General features: G+C 65.2%; 18 protein-coding genes. 2 read left to right on the top strand and 16 right to left on the bottom strand.

The features are described 5' to 3' along the window. Window positions 1–9 precede the first annotated feature (9 nt). The 4 genes from AC07O3_RS22600 to oxlT form a co-directional block, all read right to left on the bottom strand. Complete coding sequence (locus AC07O3_RS22600; RefSeq protein WP_093177433.1) at window positions 10–1569, bottom strand: formate dehydrogenase beta subunit; 1560 nt, start codon at window positions 1567–1569, stop codon at window positions 10–12. 61 nt (window positions 1570–1630) lie between these two features. Further along, window positions 1631–2164, bottom strand: coding sequence for a formate dehydrogenase subunit gamma (locus tag AC07O3_RS22605; RefSeq protein ID WP_495340385.1), 534 nt, complete (start codon window positions 2162–2164; stop codon window positions 1631–1633). Window positions 2165–2427: 263 nt separating this feature from the next. Next, window positions 2428–2925 (bottom strand): gamma carbonic anhydrase family protein, encoded by a 498-nt coding sequence (locus AC07O3_RS22610; protein WP_495340386.1) that lies wholly within the window; start codon window positions 2923–2925, stop codon window positions 2428–2430. A 108-nt stretch (window positions 2926–3033) separates the two neighbouring features. Then, window positions 3034–4317: an oxalate/formate MFS antiporter gene (oxlT, locus tag AC07O3_RS22615; RefSeq protein WP_371127396.1), complete on the bottom strand. Its 1284-nt coding sequence runs from the start codon at window positions 4315–4317 to the stop codon at window positions 3034–3036. Window positions 4318–4991: 674 nt separating this feature from the next. Here oxlT and AC07O3_RS22620 point away from each other — a divergent pair. Beyond that, window positions 4992–5156: a hypothetical protein gene (locus AC07O3_RS22620; protein ID WP_176928890.1), complete on the top strand. Its 165-nt coding sequence runs from the start codon at window positions 4992–4994 to the stop codon at window positions 5154–5156. A gap of 42 nt (window positions 5157–5198) precedes the next feature. Here the strand turns inward: AC07O3_RS22620 and AC07O3_RS22625 are convergent, their stop codons facing one another. From AC07O3_RS22625 to oxc, 11 genes are all read right to left on the bottom strand, one after another. Then, complete coding sequence (locus AC07O3_RS22625; protein ID WP_354337969.1) at window positions 5199–6146, bottom strand: LysR family transcriptional regulator; 948 nt, start codon at window positions 6144–6146, stop codon at window positions 5199–5201. 79 nt (window positions 6147–6225) lie between these two features. After that, on the bottom strand, window positions 6226–7644 hold the full coding sequence (pyk, locus tag AC07O3_RS22630; protein WP_495340387.1) for a pyruvate kinase: 1419 nt from the start codon (window positions 7642–7644) through the stop codon (window positions 6226–6228). Beyond that, window positions 7641–8657 carry a 2-dehydropantoate 2-reductase gene (locus AC07O3_RS22635; RefSeq protein ID WP_495340388.1) on the bottom strand — a complete coding sequence of 339 codons (1017 nt, stop codon included), beginning with the start codon at window positions 8655–8657 and terminating at the stop codon, window positions 7641–7643. The genes pyk and AC07O3_RS22635 overlap by 4 nt, the downstream gene beginning before the upstream one ends. Window positions 8658–8704: 47 nt before the next feature. Continuing rightward, complete coding sequence (locus AC07O3_RS22640) at window positions 8705–9481, bottom strand: fumarylacetoacetate hydrolase family protein (protein WP_093057518.1); 777 nt, start codon at window positions 9479–9481, stop codon at window positions 8705–8707. A gap of 51 nt (window positions 9482–9532) precedes the next feature. Continuing rightward, window positions 9533–10432 (bottom strand): succinate--CoA ligase subunit alpha, encoded by a 900-nt coding sequence (gene sucD / locus AC07O3_RS22645; RefSeq protein WP_093057517.1) that lies wholly within the window; start codon window positions 10430–10432, stop codon window positions 9533–9535. Between the two features lie 327 nt (window positions 10433–10759). Next, window positions 10760–11932, bottom strand: coding sequence for an ADP-forming succinate--CoA ligase subunit beta (gene sucC / locus AC07O3_RS22650; protein ID WP_495340389.1), 1173 nt, complete (start codon window positions 11930–11932; stop codon window positions 10760–10762). A gap of 32 nt (window positions 11933–11964) precedes the next feature. Further along, window positions 11965–12282 carry an HAD family hydrolase gene (locus tag AC07O3_RS22655; RefSeq protein WP_093057515.1) on the bottom strand — a complete coding sequence of 106 codons (318 nt, stop codon included), beginning with the start codon at window positions 12280–12282 and terminating at the stop codon, window positions 11965–11967. Between the two features lie 238 nt (window positions 12283–12520). Next, window positions 12521–13768: a formyl-CoA transferase gene (gene frc, locus AC07O3_RS22660; RefSeq protein ID WP_093057514.1), complete on the bottom strand. Its 1248-nt coding sequence runs from the start codon at window positions 13766–13768 to the stop codon at window positions 12521–12523. Continuing rightward, on the bottom strand, window positions 13765–14211 hold the full coding sequence (locus AC07O3_RS22665) for a PAS domain-containing protein (protein WP_093079768.1): 447 nt from the start codon (window positions 14209–14211) through the stop codon (window positions 13765–13767). The genes frc (AC07O3_RS22660) and AC07O3_RS22665 overlap by 4 nt, the downstream gene beginning before the upstream one ends. Before the next feature lie 74 nt (window positions 14212–14285). Then, window positions 14286–15548 carry a formyl-CoA transferase gene (gene frc / locus AC07O3_RS22670; RefSeq protein ID WP_093177424.1) on the bottom strand — a complete coding sequence of 421 codons (1263 nt, stop codon included), beginning with the start codon at window positions 15546–15548 and terminating at the stop codon, window positions 14286–14288. 31 nt (window positions 15549–15579) lie between these two features. Continuing rightward, entirely contained in the window at window positions 15580–17406 is a 1827-nt protein-coding gene (gene oxc, locus AC07O3_RS22675; protein WP_093177422.1) for an oxalyl-CoA decarboxylase, read from the bottom strand. A 153-nt stretch (window positions 17407–17559) separates the two neighbouring features. Between oxc and AC07O3_RS22680 the strand changes: the two genes are divergently transcribed. Next, window positions 17560–18168, top strand: coding sequence for a Crp/Fnr family transcriptional regulator (locus tag AC07O3_RS22680; RefSeq protein WP_093057638.1), 609 nt, complete (start codon window positions 17560–17562; stop codon window positions 18166–18168). Window positions 18169–18370: 202 nt separating this feature from the next. Here the strand turns inward: AC07O3_RS22680 and AC07O3_RS22685 are convergent, their stop codons facing one another. Next, a complete protein-coding gene (locus AC07O3_RS22685) occupies window positions 18371–19207 on the bottom strand; it encodes a cytidylate kinase family protein (protein ID WP_495340390.1) in 837 nt (278 codons plus the stop codon). Between the last annotated feature and the right edge of the window lie 10 nt (window positions 19208–19217).

Below are 19217 nucleotides of genomic sequence, written 5' to 3' on the forward strand. Positions count from 1 at the left end.
CGCAACCGCCTAGGCAGCTTCGCGATCGGGAACCACGAGACCGAAGTCCTGCGGGAAGTGGTCGAGTGCCGAGAGCACCGGAAACGGCGTCATGCCGCCCATGGCGCACAGCGAGCCGTGGACCATCGTGTTGCACAGGTCGCGCAGCAAGATCACCTGCTGCGGACGGTTCTGGTTGTTGCGGATCTTGTCGATGACCTCGACGCCGCGCGTCGATCCGATGCGGCATGGTGTGCACTTGCCGCACGACTCGAGCGCGCAGAACTCCATGGCATAGCGCGCGAGCTTCGACAGGTCGGCCGTGTCGTCGTGCACCACGATGCCGCCGTGGCCCACCGTGCCGCCGACGGCCGCGTAGGCCTCGTAGTCGAGCGGCAGGTCCCATTGCGATTCGGGCAGGTAGGCACCAAGCGGCCCGCCCACCTGCACCGCCTTGATCGGCCGGCCCGAGGCCGAGCCGCCGCCGTAGTCGTACAGCAGCTCGCGCAGCGTGACGCCGAAAGCCTTCTCCACCAGGCCGCCGTACTTGATGTTGCCGGCCAGCTGCATCGGCAGCGTGCCGCGCGAACGGCCGACGCCGTAGTCGCGATAGAAGGCCGCGCCGCGCGCCAGGATCAGCGGCACGCTTGCCAGCGTGATGACGTTGTTGATCAGCGTGGGCTGCCCGAACAGGCCCTCGATGGCCGGCAGCGGTGGCTTGGCGCGCACGATGCCGCGCTTGCCTTCGAGGCTTTCGAGCAGTGCCGTTTCCTCGCCGCACACATACGAGCCCGCGCCCTTGCGCACGGCGAGCGAGAAGCGCTTGCCCGAACGCAGGATGTTGTCGCCGAGAAAGCCCGCTGCTTCGGCAATGCGGATGGCCTCGTTCAGCGTCGCTATCGCGTGCGGGTATTCCGAACGCACGTAGATGTAGCCCTGCGTGGCGCCGGTGGCGAGGCCGGCGATGGTCATGCCCTCGATCAGCATGAAGGGGTCGCCCTCCATCGTCATGCGGTCGGAGTAGGTGCCCGAGTCGCCCTCGTCGGCATTGCAGACGATGTACTTCTGCGCCGCAGCCGTGCCCAGCACCGTCTTCCACTTGATGCCGGCCGGAAAGGCCGCGCCGCCGCGACCGCGCAGGCCCGAGTCGAGCACCTGCTGCACGATTTCCTCGGGTGCGAGAGCCAGCGCGCGGCGCAGGCCTGCGAAGCCTTCGTAGGCCTGGTAGTCGGTCAGCGACACCGGGTCGGTGATGCCCATGCGCGCGAAGGTCAGGCGCTCCTGCTTCTTCAGGTAGGGAATGTCTTCGGTCAGGCCTAGAGCCAGCGGGTGCTTGCCGCCGGTGAGGAAGCCGGCATCGAACAGGCCGGCCACGTCGTCGGGCGTCACCGGTCCGTAGGCGATGCGGCCGCTCGGTGTGTTCACCTCGACCAGCGGTTCGAGCCAGAACATGCCGCGCGAACCGTTGCGCACGAGTTCGAGCATGAGGCCGCGCGCCGCAGCTTCCTTCGCGATGCATCGGGCCACGCGATCCGCGCCTGCCGCGAGCGCGGCCGAATCTCGCGGCACGTAGACGGTGATGGTGCTCATTGGAGTACCTCCGTGCTTCGCACTGCGGTGCGAGCTTGCTTGGGGCGGCCCGGCGCGGCGCTCATGCGCGGCCTCCGCTGGTCTGCGTGACCAATGCATCGAAGCTCTTGGCCGTCATGCGCGCATGCGGCTGGTCGTCGAGCGTCATCGCGGGCGACGAGGCGCACAGGCCGAGGCAGAACGCGGGCTCCAGCGTGAAGGCTCCGTCCTTCGAAGTGCCATGCGCATTGCATCCCAGGCGCAGTTCTGCATGGGCGAGCAAGGCGTCGGCGCCCATCGCCTGGCAGGCCTCGGCGCGGCAGATCTGGATCACGTGCCGGCCAGCCGGCTCGGCACGGAAGTGGTGGTAGTAGGTGACGACGCCATGGACCTCCGCACGCGAGAGGTTCAGCGCGTCGGCAATCACCGGCACCGTGTGCGCGGGGATGTAGCCCAATGCGTCCTGCACGTCGTGCAGGATCGGCAGCAGCGCGCCTGGTTCGTCCGCATGCTGCAGCAGGCTGCGATGCACGGCGGCGAGTTCGTCTTCCTTGTCGGTGGGGCCGGAGGCCGGATGCGGTACCTCGTGCCCCTGCTGCGCTTGTTGTAGTTTCATGATCCCGTCCGATCTGGTCCGTTTCCGGCACCGCTGCTGCATTGCTGTCTGCTTGCAAGCGGAGCTGTTTTCATCGTGGTTCTGTCGCGGGACCAACGTCATGAAATTCGACGTGAATCCCGCGGCCATCCGCTTGAGGATCAATGTCGATGAATCGGGCGCCGGGGGCCTTGACGCAAGTCAATTTCCGCCGAAACAAGCACGGTGCCAATGCGCACAAACCCTGCGGGCACGCAGGGTTTCGGGAGGGGTGCTGAAAGGCCCTAGCGAGCGAAGGGACCGGCGCTGCCGCGCGCCCTGAGCAGAAGCGCTTCGGCCTCGGCGTCGTCGACCTCGCCCGTGACCTTCGCGGGCCTGCCCGCGATGCGCGAGCGGTCGGGAAAGACCTTGCCCTCGGTCAGCAGCGAGCCGGACTCGACGATGCACGCACGGCCGACCACCGAGCCGTTGAGCGCGATGGTGTGCTCGCCGACCACGGCACCGTTGCCGACGGTGCAGCCGTGGAGCATCACGTGCGGCTCCACCGTCACGTCGTCGCCGATGGTCAGTGGATAGCCCGGGTCGGCATGCAGCATCACGCCCGCCTGCACATGGCTGCCGCGGCCGATGGTGATAGGCTCGTTGTCGCCACGCAGCACCGCATTCGCGCCGACGCGGCTGCCGGCTGCGAGCACGACCTGTCCGATCACGCTGGCGCTCTCGGCCACGCGGGCGCTGGCGTCGATGACCGGTTCATGCGCGTCAAGTCGGTAGATGGTCACTGCGGGCTCCTGTGCATCGGCGAAAAGCCCTGCCATCTTCATGGCAGGGCTGCGTGGGCGGAAGAAAGCCGGATGGTACCGGCTGACGGAAAGCCGATGGTGGTCTATTTATTCGACGACGCGGCTTGCCTCGATGTGCTTGCGGCGCATCGGCCGCAACACGAACCACGCCATCAGCGCCGCGAGCGCATTGACCGCGCTGGCCACGATGAAGACCGCCTGCCAGCTGCCGGTGGCAGCCGCGAGCACGCTCGACAGCGGCACCAGCAGCGAGGCCGTGCCCTTCGCGGTGTAGAGCATGCCTGCGTTCGACGCCGCGTACTTCGATCCGAAGGTGTCGGCGCAGGTCGACGGGAACAGGCTGTAGATCTCGCCCCAGGCGAAGAACACGATGCCGGTCAGGATCACGAAGAGGATCGGGTTCTGGCCGTAGTGATAGAGCATCAGGATGCCGACCGACTCCATCGCGAAGGCGATGAACATGGTCTGCTCGCGGCCGATCTTGTCGGACACCCAGCCGAAGAAGGGCCGCGTGAGGCCGTTGAGCACGCGGTCGATGGCGAGCGCGAAGGTCAGCGCGGGCAGCACCAGGCCCATGATGTTGACCGGCACGTCCATGATCTTGAAGTCCTTGGCGATGGGCGCAAGCTGCGCCGTGGCCATCAGGCCGCCGGCGGCCACCATCACGAACATCGCGTACATCACCCAGAACACGGGCGAGCGCAGCACCTCGGACGGCGCGTAATCGCGGCCAGCCTGCTGCACGTTGCGGCTGTTCGAGGCCTTGGAGTGGCTTGGCGCGCGGGTCAGCATCCATGCGAGCAGGAACACGATGAGTCCCTGCCCGATCCCAAAATACAGAAACGCAGATTCATAGCCGCTCGACTTGATCATCGCGGAGATCGGAATGATCGTGAGGGCCGAACCCGCACCGAAGCCCGCTGCGGTCATGCCCGCTGCAAGCCCCCGGCGATCGGGGAACCACTTGAGCGCATTGCCCACGCAGGTGCCGTAGACAGCACCGGCGCCAATGCCGCCAACGGCCGCCGCGATGTACAGCAGCGGCAGCGAGTCGGCCACCGAGTTGAGCACCCAGCCCAGGCCGCACAGCACGCCGCCCACCAGCACCACGGGACGCGGGCCGAAGCGGTCGACCAGGTAGCCTTCGATGGGCACGAGCCAGGTCTCGGTGAGCACGAAGATGGTGAACGCGACCTGGATCGCGGCGCGGCTCCAGCCGTGCTTGTCTGCGATCGGATTGACGAAGAGCGTCCATCCGTACTGCAGGTTGGCGATCATCGCCATGCAGACGATGCCGATCAGCAACTGCCCCCATCGGTAAGCCTCGGATCGCGTCGCGGTCGCGCCATAGGTTTCGGACGGGGGATACATCGCGGGGTTGGAACCCGCGGTCGTGGAGGTGGGCCGAGTCATGGAGTTGTCCTTGGTGTTTTCGTTTAAATCCGACAGGCTGCGAATACAGAGCAATCAGTCGAGCGATCGGTGCGCATCGAAAGGCGACGAGGTTTCCTTGGCATCGCTACACGGCATTGGGATCACCAGTTTTCTGCGCGTGAATGACTGTCGGACTGAGCGACTCAAAAACTCTTGACCTCAGTCAAGTTCACACGAATCGCGCCCTCGTGGGACCCCCGTGATATCCCTAGCACGAGGCCTCGTTGCACGCGCGCTTTGCGTGTGTCGATGCCGTTCGAAACACACCGCGATGCGTGCGTGCATCGCGCTGCATGCGATGTGCATCGCGCGATGCGACGGCATTGCGGCAGCATGGTGCGATGAAGAAAAAATCGCGGAAGTCTTCGCGCGAACTTTCGATGGCCAGTGCGATGGCCTTCATGAATTTGCGATGCGCGTTGCGCGCTCGCTCATGTGCTCCGGAAGCGCTCCTGCAGACGGGTTCCAGGCCTACGCAAGAACCTGTCTGCCTCCGAAAAAATTGACCTAGGTCAAGAAACGCGAAAATGGAGTTTGCTCTCGTCTAGGGTAAACCCTAAAATTCAGGGTAATCCCTTCGGTCTTTTAGATTCAATCCTTTGGAGCCCTCAATGAGCCACACCACACTGAATTCCAGCAGCCTCCGTACCCCGGCCTCGTCGTCCACCGCCAACGACGCAATGCGCGAGCTGTTCGCCGCAATGCCCATCGTGATCTTCTACAAGGCAGCACGCGCCGCGCTGATGCAACGCCGCAGGGCGGCCGTACAGCGTTGAGCCGCCGCACCGGACCCCTCCCCCACAAAGAGCGCGCGCGAGTTACTCGCCGCGCTCTTTTTCTTTGTGGTTCCCGAACGGCACGATCTGCGATATCAGCGACGGCCCGTCGCTCAGCAGAAAGTCCTTGAAGGCCTGCGCCACCGGCGGCAGGCGCTTGCTTCGGCGGTGCACCACGTACCAGTTGAGCATCAGCGGAAAGCCTTCCACGTCGAGCACGCAGAGACTGCCCGCGCGCATCTCCTGGCTCACCGTGTGGGCCGAGACGAAGCTCACGCCCATGCCCGCGATCACCGCCTGCTTGATGGTCTCGGTGCTGCGGATCTCCATCGCGATGTTGATGCCGCTCAGATCGCCGCCAAAGCCGTCTTCCATCGAATGCCAGGTGTCCGATGCTTTCTCGCGCACCACGAAGGGCTCGCGCATCAGCCGTGCCATCGGGATCTTCTTCACACCCACCAGCGGATGGCTCGGTGCCGCGACGATCACGTAGGGGTGCGGCGCGAAGGGCTGGTTGACGGTGTCCAGGTCGGTCGGCGGCCGCACCATGATCGCGAGATCCGTGAGGTTCTCTGCGATGTGGGTCAGCAGCCCCGCCCGGTTGTGCACCGTGAAGTTCAACGTCACGCCCTGGTGCCGGCTCGCGAACTCCACCAGCAGGCGCGGAAAGAAGTAGTCGCCCGCGCTGATCACACCCACGTTGAGCTTGCCGCCCGAGACGCCCTTGAACTGCATCATCGCGTTCTCGGCCGCTTCGAACTGCTGGATGATCGCGCGGCTGATCTGCAGCAGCTCGGTGCCCGCAGGCGTGAGATAGATCTTCTTGCCGAACTGCTCGAACAACGCATTGCCCGCGTGCTCCTCGAGCTTGCGCACCTGCGTGGAGACGGCAGGCTGCGTGAGGTGAAGCTCCTCGGCCGCGCGCGAAAAACTCAGCAGCCGCGCCACTGCCTCGAAGACTTTCAACTGGCGCAGGGTCGCATGCTTCATCGGGAAAGAGGGTGGCTGCAGTCGAGCGGCATCGTACAGCGCGACAACGCCTGCGCTGGCGCCGCGCGCTCAGTCCGCTTCAGTCCGGTATCCGCGCGACGTGCAGCAGGTTGGTGGTGCCCGATTGCCCGAAGGGCAGGCCCGCGACCACAACCACGTCGTCGCCCGCCTTCGCGAAGCCCTCGGCGCGTGCCGTGCGGCAGGCGCATTCGATCATCTCGCCCACGTCGTGCACGTCGTCGACCAGCACCGCATGCACGCCCCAGACCATCGTCATGCGGCGCGCCGCGACGGTGTCGGGCGTGAGGCTCAATATCGGTACCGCCGGGCGCTCTCGCGCCGCGCGCAGGCTGGTGAAGCCCGAGGAGGTGTACGTCACGGTGGCGGCCGGCGCGAGCAGCGCGGCCACCTGGCGCAGCGAGGCGCAGACAGCATCTGCCGTGGTCGACAGCGCCGCATCGTGCGTGGCGTCGATGCCCGCGCGGTAGGAAGGATCGGCCTCCACGCGCACGATGATGCGGTCCATCATCGCGACCGCTTCGAGCGGGTACTTGCCCGAAGCCGATTCGGCCGAGAGCATCACCGCATCGACGCCGTCGTAGATGGCGGTTGCAACGTCCGACACCTCGGCGCGCGTGGGCACCGGCGAGGCAATCATCGATTCGAGCATCTGCGTCGCCACCACCACCGGCTTGCCGCCCTTGCGGCAGGCGCGCACGATCAGGCGCTGCAGCTCGGGCACCTGCTCGGGCGGCAGTTCCACGCCGAGGTCGCCGCGCGCCACCATCAGGCCATCGCACAGCGCGACGATCGCATCCAGATGCTCGATGGCCGCGGGCTTCTCCAGCTTGGCCATGATCCAGGCGCGCGTGCCGATGATGGCGCGCGCCTCCTCGATGTCCTCCGGCCGTTGCACGAACGAGAGCGCAACCCAGTCGACGCCCATCGACAGGCCGAAGTCGAGGTCGTCGCGGTCCTTCGGCGTCAGCGGCGAAATCGGCAGCAGCACGCTCGGCACGTTCACGCCCTTGCGGTCGGAGATAGGCCCGCCGACCAGCACCGTGGTCTCGGCGAAGTCGGCGCCGTGACTGTCCACGCGCAGCCGCAGCTTGCCATCGTCGAGCAGCAGCTCGGTGCCGTCCTGCAGCGCGGCGAAGATTTCCGGATGCGGCAGTGGCGCGCGGCGTGCACTGCCGCTGGTCTTGTCCATGTCGAGCCGGAAGCGCGCGCCCGCATCGAGCTGCGCGCGACCGCCTTCGAAAGTGCCCAGCCGCAGCTTCGGCCCCTGCAGGTCGAGCAGGATGCCGATGGGCCGGTTGAATTCCTTCTCGAGGCGGCGGATGGTCTCCAGACGCCGTGCGTGGTCGTGCTGCGTGCCGTGGCTGAAGTTGAGCCGGAACACGTCCACGCCACGCTCGAACAGCGCGCGGATGGCTGGCTCGTCGGTGGTGGCCGGGCCGAGCGTGGCGACGATCTTTGCGCTGCGTGTGCGTCTCATGCTGCCGTCATTTCATGGAGCTTGACGCGGCCGCGCTGGTCTTCCATGGTGCGCGCGAGCAGCTTGACCAGGCTGTAGACGGTGTCGATGTGCGGCGTCGGGGTCTCGGTGAGCCGGGCCAGCTCGACCACCGCGCCCACCAGCGCGTCGATCTCCGGTGCGCGCCCTGCTTCCACGTCCTGCAGCATCGAGGTCTTGTGCTTGCCGACCTTCTCCGCGCCCGCAATGCGCTTTTCGAGCGTCACGCGGAACTCGATGCCGAGCTTGTGCGCGACGGCCTGGGCCTCGCGCATCATCGCGGCGGCAAGCTCGCGCGACGGCGGATACTGGCAGATGTCGACCAGGGTCGAATGCGAGAGGCTGCTGATCGGGTTGAAGGTCAGGTTGCCCCACAGCTTGAGCCAGATCTCGGCGCGGATGTTGTCGAGCACGGGCGCCTTGAAGCCTGCGCCGGTGAAGCAGGCAGAGACACGGTTCACGCGCTCGCTCGTCGAGCCATCGAGCTCGCCAACAGGGAAGCGGTCGCCTTCGATGTGCTTGACCACGCCAGGCGCGATCAGCTCCGATGCCGGATACACCACGCAGCCGATCACGCGCTGCGCAGGGATCTTCGTGGCAACGAGTCCCGAGGGATCGACGCTGCGCACCGGCGTACCCGCGAGCGCGCCGCCGTGCTGGTGGAAGTACCAGTACGGGATGCCGTTCTGCATCGTCACGACCACCGTTTCGGGCCCGAACAGCTTTGGCACGTCGTTGGCCACCGCCTCGACCTGGTGGGCCTTCATCGCGAGGACGACGATGTCCTGCGGGCCGGCCTCGTCATAGCGGTCGGTGGCCTTGACGTTGCGCGCCACCTGCTCCTCGCCTTCGGCCGAGATCAGCTTGATGCCGTTCTTGCCAATGGCATCGAGGTTGGCGCCGCGCACGATGAACGTCACGTCTTCACCGGCCAGCGCGAGCTTTGCGCCGACCAGTCCGCCGATGGCGCCCGCGCCGATGATTGCAATCTTCATGTCGATCCCCAAGAGTTGAATTCGTTGCGCGACCCTTCGGCGATGTGTCAGCCGAAGCGGTTGCTGAGCTTGCCGATGCCGTCGATCTCGATCTCCACGAGGCTGCCGGGCTTCATGGAGCCGACGCCGACCGAGGTGCCGCAGAGGATCACGTCGCCGCGGTGCAGCGTCATGTCCTGCGAGATGAGGCTCACGAGTTGCTGCACCGAAAAGCGCATGTCGCTGATCGGGTAGTTCTGCCGCACTTCGCCGTTGAGCAGCGTGGTGACGGTGAGCGTCGCGGGATCGAGGCCGGTGGCGACGACCGGGCCCATGGGGCAGAAGGTGTCGAAGCCCTTGGCGCGCACCCACTGTGCGAACGAGGCGTCGCGGTTGAGGATGTCGGCCACGGTCACATCGTTGGCGCAGGTGTAGCCGAACACGTGATCGAGCGCATCGGCTTCGGAGACGGCGGTGGCGGTCTTGCCGATCACGATGCCGAGCTCGCCTTCGAACACCACCTTGCCGTCGCACAGCGGCTTGCGGATGGGTGCGCCGGGGGCGAGATATGAATTGGGCGTCTTCAGCAGGTACAGCGGCTCGGCCGGCACCGGCAGGCTCAGCTTCGCGCCCAATGCGTGGAAGTTGTTCCACAGCGCGATCACCTTGGTCGGCTCGGTGGGCGTGAGCAGTTGCAAACCGGCCAGCGCAAACACGCGGCCCGTGAGCTCCGAGCTGCCGAACATGTCGCCCTGGCGCTCGTGCACGGCATCGCCTTCCAGTGTGCCGAAGCCGATGCCACCGGCATGCTCGAAGCGAACCCATTTCTTCTGCTGCTGTTCCATGTTGTTATCTGCTTTCTGGATTGATGAAAATTCTGGGCGGCCTACCGTCAGTCAGTCGAACGGGAGGTAGTCGGGGATGACGAGCGAGGCGAGCAGCTTTCCCATCTCGGCCGGGTTGCGCGTCACGTGGATGCCGCATTCCTTCATCACCGCGAGCTTTTCCTCGGCGGTGCCGCGGCCGCCGGAAATGATGGCGCCCGCATGGCCCATGCGCTTGCCGGGCGGTGCGCTGGCGCCCGCGATGAAGCCGACCACGGGCTTGCGCATGTGGTCGCGGATCCAGCGCGCGCACTCCTCTTCAGCATCGCCGCCGATCTCGCCGACCATGATCACGGCGTCGGTGCGCGGGTCGTCGTTGAACATCTTCAGCACGTCGATGTGCCGCAGCCCGCCGACCGGGTCGCCGCCGATGCCGACCACGGTCGACTGCCCGATGCCGAAGCTCGCGAGCTGGCTCGCGGCCTCGTAGGTCAGCGTGCCCGAGCGCGAGACGACACCGATGCGACCGCGCTGGTGGATATGGCCCGGCATGATGCCGATCTTGATTTCGCCGGGCGTGATGAGCCCTGGGCAGTTGGGCCCGAGCAGCAACGTCTTGCGGCCTTGCATGCGGTGGCGGGTGCGGATCATGTCGCGCACGGGAATGCCTTCGGTGATGCAGATGACGAGGTCGAGTTCAGCATCGACTGCTTCGTCGATTGCCGCTGCTGCGAAGGCTGGCGGCACGTAGATCACTGAGACGGTGGCGCCTGTCTCGGCCTTTGCCTCTTTCACGGTGCCGAAGATCGGGATGCCGGCCAGCGAGCCGCCTGCTTTCAGCGGATTCACACCTGCGACGAAGCAGTGTTTGCCGTTGCCGTATTCGAGGCAGGCCTGCGTGTGGAAGCTGCCGGTCTTGCCGGTGATGCCCTGCGTGATGACGCGGGTGTGCTTGTTGATCAGGATGGACATTTCATTTGCTCCATCGTGTTTTGTGCTGCGTGCGTTTGTTCGGGGTGGGTGCGAATGACACCGGGTACTCCCCTCCGCGAATGTCCCCCGCCTTCGGCTCCTCCTTTATTTCGCTGCGGGGAGCACCCGGTGCCATTCGCACATGGACGCGGCTGTGGTGCTGGCCGATCACCCACCGCTGCGAACAACGATCACGCCGATGGGGTGCCTTGCGCAGCGAAATAAAGGAGGAGGCCGAAGGCCGGGGGACATTCGCGGAGCAAGGCACCCCGTCGACGTGAGCGTGCCCCGAAACGACGCAGCGAATGAGGGAGCAGGCTTTCATACCTAGCGCATCCAGTTCCGAGCCGCACCAATGGCCCGCTGTGCAGCCTCGGCCATATCGTCTGTGTTGATGATCGACAGTCCGGACTGCGCGAGGATGGTCCTTCCCAGGTCCTCGTTGGTGCCCTTCATGCGCACGATCAGTGGCACGGTGAGGCCGGTCTCTCGCGCTGCGGTGACGACACCGTGCGCGATCACGTCGCATTTCATGATGCCGCCGAAGATGTTGACGAGCACTGCCTTGAGCTTCGGATTGCGCAGCATCAGCTTGAAGGCCTCTGTCACCTTCTCGGCCGTTGCGCCGCCGCCCACGTCGAGGAAGTTGGCGGGCGAACCGCCGTAGAGCTTGATTGCGTCCATCGTCGCCATCGCAAGGCCCGCGCCATTGACCAGGCAGCCGATGTCGCCGTCGAGCGCGATGTATGAAAGATCGAACTTCGAGGCCTCGACCTCCACCGGATCTTCTTCGTCGAAGTCGCGCATCGCGGCAATCTCCGGCTGGCGGAACAGCGCGTTGGCGTCGAAGTCGAACTTCGCGTCGAGCGCAATCACTCGGCCGTCGCGTGTGAGCACCAGCGGATTGATCTCGGCCAGCGAAGCGTCGCTGCCATCGAAGGCCTGGTAGAGGTTCTGCATGAACACGCGCGCCTGCACCACCGAGCGCTCGGCAATGCCGATGCGACGCGCGATGCCGTCTGCATCGGCAATCCGCAGGCCGGTGTCCGGATCGATGAAGAGCTTGTGGATCTTCTCGGGCGTGCGTGCGGCCACCTCCTCGATGTCCACGCCGCCTTCGCTCGACGCCATCAGCGCCACGCGCTGCGAATTGCGGTCGACCACGAAGCCGAGATACAGCTCCTTGTCGATCTCGACACTCTCCTCGACCAGCAGCCGCTTCACCATGCGGCCTTCGGGGCCGGTCTGCGGTGTCTTCAGCGTCATGCCGAGCATCTGGTCCGCGTGCCGCCGCACTTCGGCGACAGACCACGCGGGCTTCACGCCGCCGCCCTTGCCGCGGCCGCCCGCATGGATCTGTGCCTTGACCACCCAGGCCCGGCCACCGAGACGGGCGGCGGCGTCTGCCGCCTCGTCGGGCGAACGGCAGACGAATCCACGGGGTGTCGCCACGCCGTATTGGCGCAACACGTCCTTGCCCTGGTATTCGTGGATGTTCATGGTCGCAGCAGGCTGTTTATTTGCAAGGAATTTCAGGCACCGAGCTCGACGCCGTGGCTTTCCGCCCAATTGAAATAGCTCGACGAAGCCATTTCCCGCTTTCTGTGCAATTCCTTCTTCTGCTCAATTGCCTCGGCCAGGAATTCGGCGTCGTAGGCCTTCAGCAGATGCGGCTGATGGGTCTTCAGGTAGTGGCCGATCCGCTCGTTGGCGCTCTGGCTCAGGCCCATCAGGCGGTCGTAGGTTTCGCCGTCCCAATGCCAGCGCAGCCCCAATTCGAAGAATGCTGCGTTATAGGCATTGCGCTCGATTTCGTCGCGCCAGTACTGAATGGGTGAATGGTTTTCCATGACCTTCTCCTTGAATGAATGCCGAATTGATGAATCGGATGAAAAATCCCGGCGAGTTCAAAATGTAGGGTCGATGGACAATAAATAAAAATTAAATGAATTTATAAAAACCATTCGCCATGAGTTATGCATGGAAGGCGCCAAATCCACGCGCCCAAGGGCCTTCCGCGCCACCCGCAGGCAGCGCTTTTTCTTTCAACTCACGATGGCAGGCGGGCGGGTCTGCGCCCGCCGTGCCTCAGATCACGCGTTCGGCCCGCAATGTCTCCAGCTCGTCCGCGCCGTAGCCGAGCTGCCGCAGCACTTCCTCGGTGTGTTCGCCGAGCAGCGGCGAACGCGTCACCACCGTCGGGCTGTCGGACATCTTGATGGGGTTGCCCACCGTCAGGTACTTGCCGCGCACCGGGTGGTCGACCTCGACGATGGTGCCGGTCTCGCGCAGCGATTCGTCCGCGGCGATCTCCTTCATCGAGAGGATCGGCCCGCAGGGAATGTCGTACTCGTTGAGGATGTCCATGGCCTCGAACTTGGTCTTGGTCATGGTCCATTGCTCGATGCGCGCGAAGATCGGCTTCAGGTGCAGCAGGCGCGCGGCCGGCGTGGCGTAGGCCTCGTCGTTGATCCAGCCCTCTTCGCCGATGACCTTGCACACCGCAGGCCACACGGCCGCCTGCGTGATGAAGTAGATGTATGCGTTGGGGTCGGTCTCCCAGCCCTTGCACTTGAGAATCGAGCCGGGCTGGCCGCCGCCCGATGCATTGCCGGCGCGCGGCACCGCGTCGCCGAACTTGCCGTCGGGGTACTGCGGGTACTCGTGCATGGTGCCGGTGCGTTCCAGGCGCTGCTGGTCGCGCATCTTCACGCGACACAGGTTGAGCACGGCGTCCTGCATGGGCGCGAGCACCTGCTGGCCACGCCCGGTGCTGTTGCGCTGGAACAGCGCGGCGAGGATGCCGAGCGCCAGGTGCAGGCCGGTGCCGCTGTCGCCGATCTGCGCGCCGGTCACGAGCGGCGGGCCGTCCTCGAAACCGGTGGTCGATGCCGCGCCGCCGGCGCACTGGGCCACGTTCTCGTAGACCTTGCAGTGCTCGTACTTGCCGGGGCCGAAGCCCTTGACCGAGGCCACGATCATGCGCGGGTTGAGCTTCTGGATATGGGCCCAGGTAATGCCCATGCGGTCGAGTGCGCCGGGCGCGAAGTTCTCGACCAGCACGTCGCAGGTCTTGATCAGGCTGTCGAGAACTTCCTTGCCCTTGGGCTTCTTGGTGTCCAGCGTGATCGAGCGCTTGTTGTGGTTCAGCATCGTGAAGTAGAGGCTGTCCGCACCAGGAATGTCGCGCAGCTGCCCGCGCGTTGCGTCGCCTTCGCCTGCACGCTCGACCTTGATGACGTCGGCGCCGAACCAGGCCAGCAGTTGGGTACAGGTGGGGCCGGACTGCACATGGGTGAAATCGAGGATTCGAACGCCCTCGAGTGCTTTGCTCATTGACTGTCTCCTTCTTTGATCATCGTGGCTTCGACTTCTACCAGACGGGCGCGCAATTTGCGCTCCTCGGCAAAGCGGGCGGTCTCGTCGCGAACGATGGCAACGATGCCCGTGACCTCGTGATCGGCGGAGAACAGCATCGACACCGTGAAGGCGATCGACAGCGTGTGCCCGTCCTTGTGCAGCGCCGGTACGCGCAGCAGGTCGGCGCCGTACTTGGTGACGCCGGTTTCCATCGTCTTGTTGTAGCCGTCCCAGTGCCGCTGGCGTTGGCGCTGGGGAATGATCAGGTCGAGCGACTTGCCGAGCGCCTCGGCTTCGGTGAAGCCGAAGATGCGCTCGGAGGCGCGGTTCCACAACGTGATCGCGCCTGCCGCATCGCACACCATGATCGCGTCGCCGGCGCCTTCGACGAGCTGCTTGAAATCCAGGTTCGTTTGCATACGTGCCTCCCGGCGCTACCTGTCTACATGTCGTCGTTCACTGCAGGGGGTGAAGCCCCCGCAGCGAACCCGGCCTACACAGCCTTGGCTTCGCGCAGGTTGGAGATCTGGTCCTTGCTGTAGCCCAGCTCCGCCAGCACTTCGTCGGTGTGCTCGCCCAGGAGCGGCGAGCCGGTGATCTCGGGCTTGAGGTCCGAGAACTTGATGGGGCTGCCCACGGTGAAGTAGCTGCCGCGCTCTTTGTGCGGCACTTCGACGATGGAGCCGCTGGCGCGCAGCGACGGGTCGTGCAGCAGTTCCTTCATCGTCAGCACCGGTGCGCAGGGAATGTCGAACTTGCGCAGGATGTCGACCGCCTCGAACTTGGTCTTGTCGGCCAGCCAGCCTTCGATGGTCGCGAAGATGTCGGTGATGTGCGGCTGGCGTGCCTTCGGGGTCGTGTAGTCGGGGTCGGTCTTCCACTCGGGCTTGCCGATGGCGTCGCAGATCGGAGCCCAGGCATGGCCTTGCACCGTGAAGTAGATGTAGGCGTTCGGGTCGGTCTCCCAGCCCTTGCACTTGAGCACCCAGCCCGGCTGGCCGCCGCCGCCGGCGTTGCCGCCGCGCGGCACCACGTCGCTGAAGGTGCCGTGCGGGTACTGCGGGTATTCCTCCAGGTAGCCGAGCTTGTCCAGGCGCAGCTGGTCGCGCATCTTCACGCGGCACAGGTTGAGCACCGCGTCCTGCATCGCGCAGGCCACGCGCTGGCCCTTGCCGGTCTGCTGGCGGCCGATGATGGCCGTGAGGATGCCGATGGCCAGGTGCATGCCGGTGTTGCTGTCGCCAAGGGCGGCAGCGCTCACGGTGGGCGGGCCGTCCCAGAAGCCGGTGGTCGATGCGGCACCGCCTGCGCACTGCGCGACGTTCTCGTACACCTTCAGGTCGTCGTAGTGGTGGCCGTCGCTGAAGCCCTTGACCGAGGCGACGATCATCTTCGGGTTGAGTTCCTGGATGCGTTCCCAGGTGAAGCCCATCCGGTCGAGCGCACCTGGGCCGAAGTTCTCGACCAGCACGTCGGATTCGCGGATCAGCTTCTCCAGCACGACCTTGCCTTCGGGCTGCTTGGTGTCCAGCGTCAGCGAGCGCTTGTTGCTGTTGAGCATGGTGAAGTACAGCGCATCGACATCGGGAATGTCGCGCAGCTGCGAACGCGTGACGTCGCCGGCGCCCGGGCGCTCGACCTTGATGACGTCGGCGCCGAACCAGGCCAGCATCTGCGTGCAGGCGGGACCGGCTTGCACGTGCGTGAAGTCGATGATCTTGATGCCGCTGAGTGGTTTGTTGTTGCTGCTGCTCATTTGGATATCTCCTTGAATGATGGAACTCGGGTTACTTCTTCTTCGCCGTGCTGGGGTTCAGGCTCGTGATGCGGCCGCTTTCGGTGCCGGCGGTCTCGTCGATGACGGCATTGATCAGGGTCGGCCGGCCCGAGGCGACGGCCTCGGCCAGGGCCTTCTGGAGTTCATCGGCAGTGGTGGCGTGCACGCCGACGCCGCCGAAGGCTTCCATCAGCTTGTCGTAGCGCGCGTTCTTGACGAACACGGTGGGCGCCACGTCGGGTGTGCCGCTGGCGTTCACGTCGGTGCCGCGGTAGACGCCGTTGTTGTTGAAGACGATGACGCAGATGGGCAGGTTGTAGCGGCAGATGGTTTCCACCTCCATGCCGCTGAAGCCGAAGGCGCTGTCGCCCTCGATGGCGATCACCGGCTTGCCGGTGACCACGGCCGCGGCCACCGAGAAGCCCATGCCGATGCCCATGATCCCCCAGGTGCCCACGTCGAGGCGCTTGCGAGGCTCGTACATGTCGACGATGCTGCGCGCGAAGTCGAGCGTGTTGGCACCTTCGTTGACGACAATGGCATCGGGCCGCGCCTTCACCTGGTCGCGGATCACGCTGAGCGCGCTGTGGAAGTTCATCGGCGAGGGCCGGGCGGCCAGCGTGACGGCCATCTTCGACAGGTTCTTGTCCTTGCGCTCGGCGATGGCACCGGTCCACTCGGCCGGCGGCTTGGCCCACTTGGCATCGATGCCGGCCAGCAGCGCGGCAACGCAGGAGCCGATGTCGCCGATCACGGGTGCTTCGATGGCGACGTTGCTGTCGATCTCGGTCGGCGCGATGTCGATCTGGATGAACTGCTTGGCGCCCTTTTCCTGCGCCCAGGTCTTGCCCTTGCCGTGCGAGAGCAGCCAGTTCAGGCGCGCGCCGACCAGCAGCACCACGTCGGCTTCCTGCAGCACGTAGGAGCGCGCGGCCGCGGCCGACTGCACGTGGGTGTCGGGCAGCAGGCCCTTGGCCATCGACATCGGCAGGTAGGGAATGCCGGTCTTCTCGACGAATGCACGGATGTCGGCATCGGCCTGTGCATAGGCGGCGCCCTTGCCGAGCAGGATCAGCGGGCGCTTTGCGCCCTTGAGCAAGTCGAGCGCGCGCTTCACGGCGTCGGGCGCGGGGATCTGGCGCGGCGCGGGGTCGACGACCTTGATGAGCGACTTCTTGCCGGCTGCTGCGTCCATGGTCTGCGCGAACAGCTTGGCGGGCAGGTCGAGGTACACACCGCCCGGGCGGCCCGACAGTGCAGCGCGGATGGCGCGTGCAATGCCCACGCCGATGTCTTCAGCATGCAGCACGCGGAAGGCGGCCTTGCACAGCGGCTTGGCGATGGCGAGCTGGTCCATTTCCTCGTAGTCGCCTTGCTGCAGGTCGACGATCTCGCGCTCGCTGGAGCCGCTGATGAGGATCATCGGAAAGCAGTTGGTGGTGGCGTTGGCCAGCGCGGTGAGGCCGTTGAGAAAACCGGGGGCCGACACGGTCAGGCAGATGCCGGGCTTCTGCGTGAGGAAGCCTGCAGCTGCTGCGGCGTTGCCGGCGTGCTGCTCGTGGCGGAACGAGATGACGCGCAGGCCTTCGGCCTGGGCCATGCGCGTGAGGTCGGTGATCGGGATGCCGGGCAGGCCGAAGATGGTGTCGATGTCGTTGAGCTTGAGCGCATCGATGACAAGATGGAAGCCGTCGATGGTCTCGGCGGCCGGCGCGTCTTCCGTCAAGCTCTTGATGGCGCGAACCACTTGTTCGCCATCGGCATCGCGGGTTTTCACGGGCTTGAGGGCATCGTCCAGCGTGGTGGTTGCCTCTTTCTCTGTTCTGACTGAAGACATGTCTCTCCTTCTGCATGGGTGAATGGCCAAGGCCCGAGCCAAGACTATGATTCGGGCTCAAGCTTTCGGCCGTTGACCTCGGTCAACTTTCCCGAAAACGGCGCGCCCCGATGAATGGCGCCGGCAGCGAAAAAATCGAGCAAGACGGTGACCATGACGTTGTTGGAAAACCACCCGGAGAAAAACATCATTCGTGCCCAGCTCCGGCAGAACATCCTTCTCAAGGACCTGAGCGAAGCCGACCGCGCCGAACTGGAAACCCATCTCGTCATCGTGGACGGCAACAAGGGCGAATTCCTGTTGCATCAGGGCGTGCGGGAGATGGAGCAATACTTCATCCTCGACGGCATCCTCAAGCGGGTGGTGAGCAACCCGGAGGGCAAGGAAATGATCCTTCGCTTCGCCGACGAGAACGACATGGAAACGAGCTATGCCGCGCTGCGGCTGGGCACGCCCACGCCTTACGGCATCGTCTGCGTGACGAAGGCGCGGGTTGCGAGCCTTCCGCTGAAGGAATGGATCGCCTTTCTGAACCGGCATGCGGAAACCAAGGAACTGTTCGAGTTCCTGGTGATGCGGGGCATGAGCGAGATCATGGCGCACACGATCACGCTGCATTTGCTCGATGCGGCAGGGCGCGTGCATCGGTTCATCCGAAAGCATCCGGAGCTCGAGGACCGGATTCCGAGCAAGGAGCTGGCTTCGTATCTGAATCTCTCAGCAGAAACCCTTAGTCGGCTTCGGAAGCGCGGGAAGATCTAGTTCCTGCATTCGTTCAGGTTCGTTCGGGTTTGTTCGGGGTGCGTGCGAATGACACCGGGTACTCCCCTCCGCGAATGTCCCCCGGCCTGCGGCCTCCTCCTTTATTTCGCTGCGGGGAGCACCCGATGCCATTCACACATGGACGCAGCGTTTGTGCCGGCCGATCAGCCGCTGCGTCCTTCGATCACGCCCAAGCCTGAACCTACGTCTGCTTCGCCGAAGCAAAGCGCCGCGTGCTTGCCATCAACCTGAGCTGGTTGTGGACACCACTGACTCCCGACACCTCCGCCGCAACCGCCTCGGCCTGCGACCGCTCGTCTGAATTGAGCACGATGCCGCGCAGCATCACCTCGCCCTGGTTCGCGGTGATCGTCACGTTGATGTCGCGCGTTGCCTCATGCTCCTTCAGCGCGGCGCGCACACGGGCTTCCAGCGCCATGTTGGCAAGCAGCGCGCGCGACGCCGGTGTTTCTGCGAACTCGGGGCGGTTCACCATCAGGCGGATCTGCTCGACGCAGCTCTCGACCGACAGGCGGTCGGTGTTGAGCACCAGGTCGTAGAGCACCGGGTCGCCCCAGGTCACGCCGAACTGCGCGTGCATGCGCGCGGCGTGCGCCTGGTCGCTGCGGCGGATCTCGGCTTCGGCAAATTCGGCGTCGTCGGTTTCGAGGTCGCCCATCAGCCACTCGACGCGCTTCTTCAACGAGCGCGTGATGCGCACGCACACCACGTGCGGCACCGGCCGCAGCAGGCAGGTGGCGCCCCAGCCGCGCAGCACCACGTTGCCACGGTCGGCCAGCGCGAACAGTTCCTCGGCCGTGTAGAGCGCCACGCTGCGCGAGTCGGTGGTCAGGCGCTCCACCAGACCGGCCTTGCCGCCGCGCAGCCGGCCGATCAGGCTCGTGGAGACCTGCATGCGGTCTGCCACGTGCTCGATGACTTCATGGCGCATCACGGCGAGGCCGAGGGTCTCGGCGAGTTTCAGCGAAACGTCTTTCGCGAGGGACCCCATCTCCTGGGTCAGTGCGATCACAGGCATGTCTTTGGCT

Source organism: Variovorax sp. GW821-FHT09D05, from assembly GCF_059416325.1.

Excerpts from the sequence above, each read along its gene's own strand:
- AC07O3_RS22600 (WP_093177433.1), bottom strand. The coding sequence starts at position 1,569 with ATGAGCACCATCACCGTCTACGTGCCGCGAGATTCGGCCGCGCTCGCG.
- AC07O3_RS22605 (WP_495340385.1), bottom strand. The coding sequence starts at position 2,164 with ATGAAACTACAACAAGCGCAGCAGGGGCACGAGGTACCGCATCCGGCC.
- oxlT (WP_371127396.1), bottom strand. The coding sequence starts at position 4,317 with ATGTATCCCCCGTCCGAAACCTATGGCGCGACCGCGACGCGATCCGAG.
- AC07O3_RS22620 (WP_176928890.1), top strand. The coding sequence starts at position 4,992 with ATGAGCCACACCACACTGAATTCCAGCAGCCTCCGTACCCCGGCCTCG.
- AC07O3_RS22625 (WP_354337969.1), bottom strand. The coding sequence starts at position 6,146 with ATGAAGCATGCGACCCTGCGCCAGTTGAAAGTCTTCGAGGCAGTGGCG.
- pyk (WP_495340387.1), bottom strand. The coding sequence starts at position 7,644 with ATGAGACGCACACGCAGCGCAAAGATCGTCGCCACGCTCGGCCCGGCC.
- AC07O3_RS22635 (WP_495340388.1), bottom strand. The coding sequence starts at position 8,657 with ATGAAGATTGCAATCATCGGCGCGGGCGCCATCGGCGGACTGGTCGGC.
- AC07O3_RS22640 (WP_093057518.1), bottom strand. The coding sequence starts at position 9,481 with ATGGAACAGCAGCAGAAGAAATGGGTTCGCTTCGAGCATGCCGGTGGC.
- sucD (WP_093057517.1), bottom strand. The coding sequence starts at position 10,432 with ATGTCCATCCTGATCAACAAGCACACCCGCGTCATCACGCAGGGCATC.
- sucC (WP_495340389.1), bottom strand. The coding sequence starts at position 11,932 with ATGAACATCCACGAATACCAGGGCAAGGACGTGTTGCGCCAATACGGC.
- AC07O3_RS22655 (WP_093057515.1), bottom strand. The coding sequence starts at position 12,282 with ATGGAAAACCATTCACCCATTCAGTACTGGCGCGACGAAATCGAGCGC.
- frc (WP_093057514.1), bottom strand. The coding sequence starts at position 13,768 with ATGAGCAAAGCACTCGAGGGCGTTCGAATCCTCGATTTCACCCATGTG.
- AC07O3_RS22665 (WP_093079768.1), bottom strand. The coding sequence starts at position 14,211 with ATGCAAACGAACCTGGATTTCAAGCAGCTCGTCGAAGGCGCCGGCGAC.
- frc (WP_093177424.1), bottom strand. The coding sequence starts at position 15,548 with ATGAGCAGCAGCAACAACAAACCACTCAGCGGCATCAAGATCATCGAC.
- oxc (WP_093177422.1), bottom strand. The coding sequence starts at position 17,406 with ATGTCTTCAGTCAGAACAGAGAAAGAGGCAACCACCACGCTGGACGAT.
- AC07O3_RS22680 (WP_093057638.1), top strand. The coding sequence starts at position 17,560 with ATGACGTTGTTGGAAAACCACCCGGAGAAAAACATCATTCGTGCCCAG.
- AC07O3_RS22685 (WP_495340390.1), bottom strand. The coding sequence starts at position 19,207 with ATGCCTGTGATCGCACTGACCCAGGAGATGGGGTCCCTCGCGAAAGAC.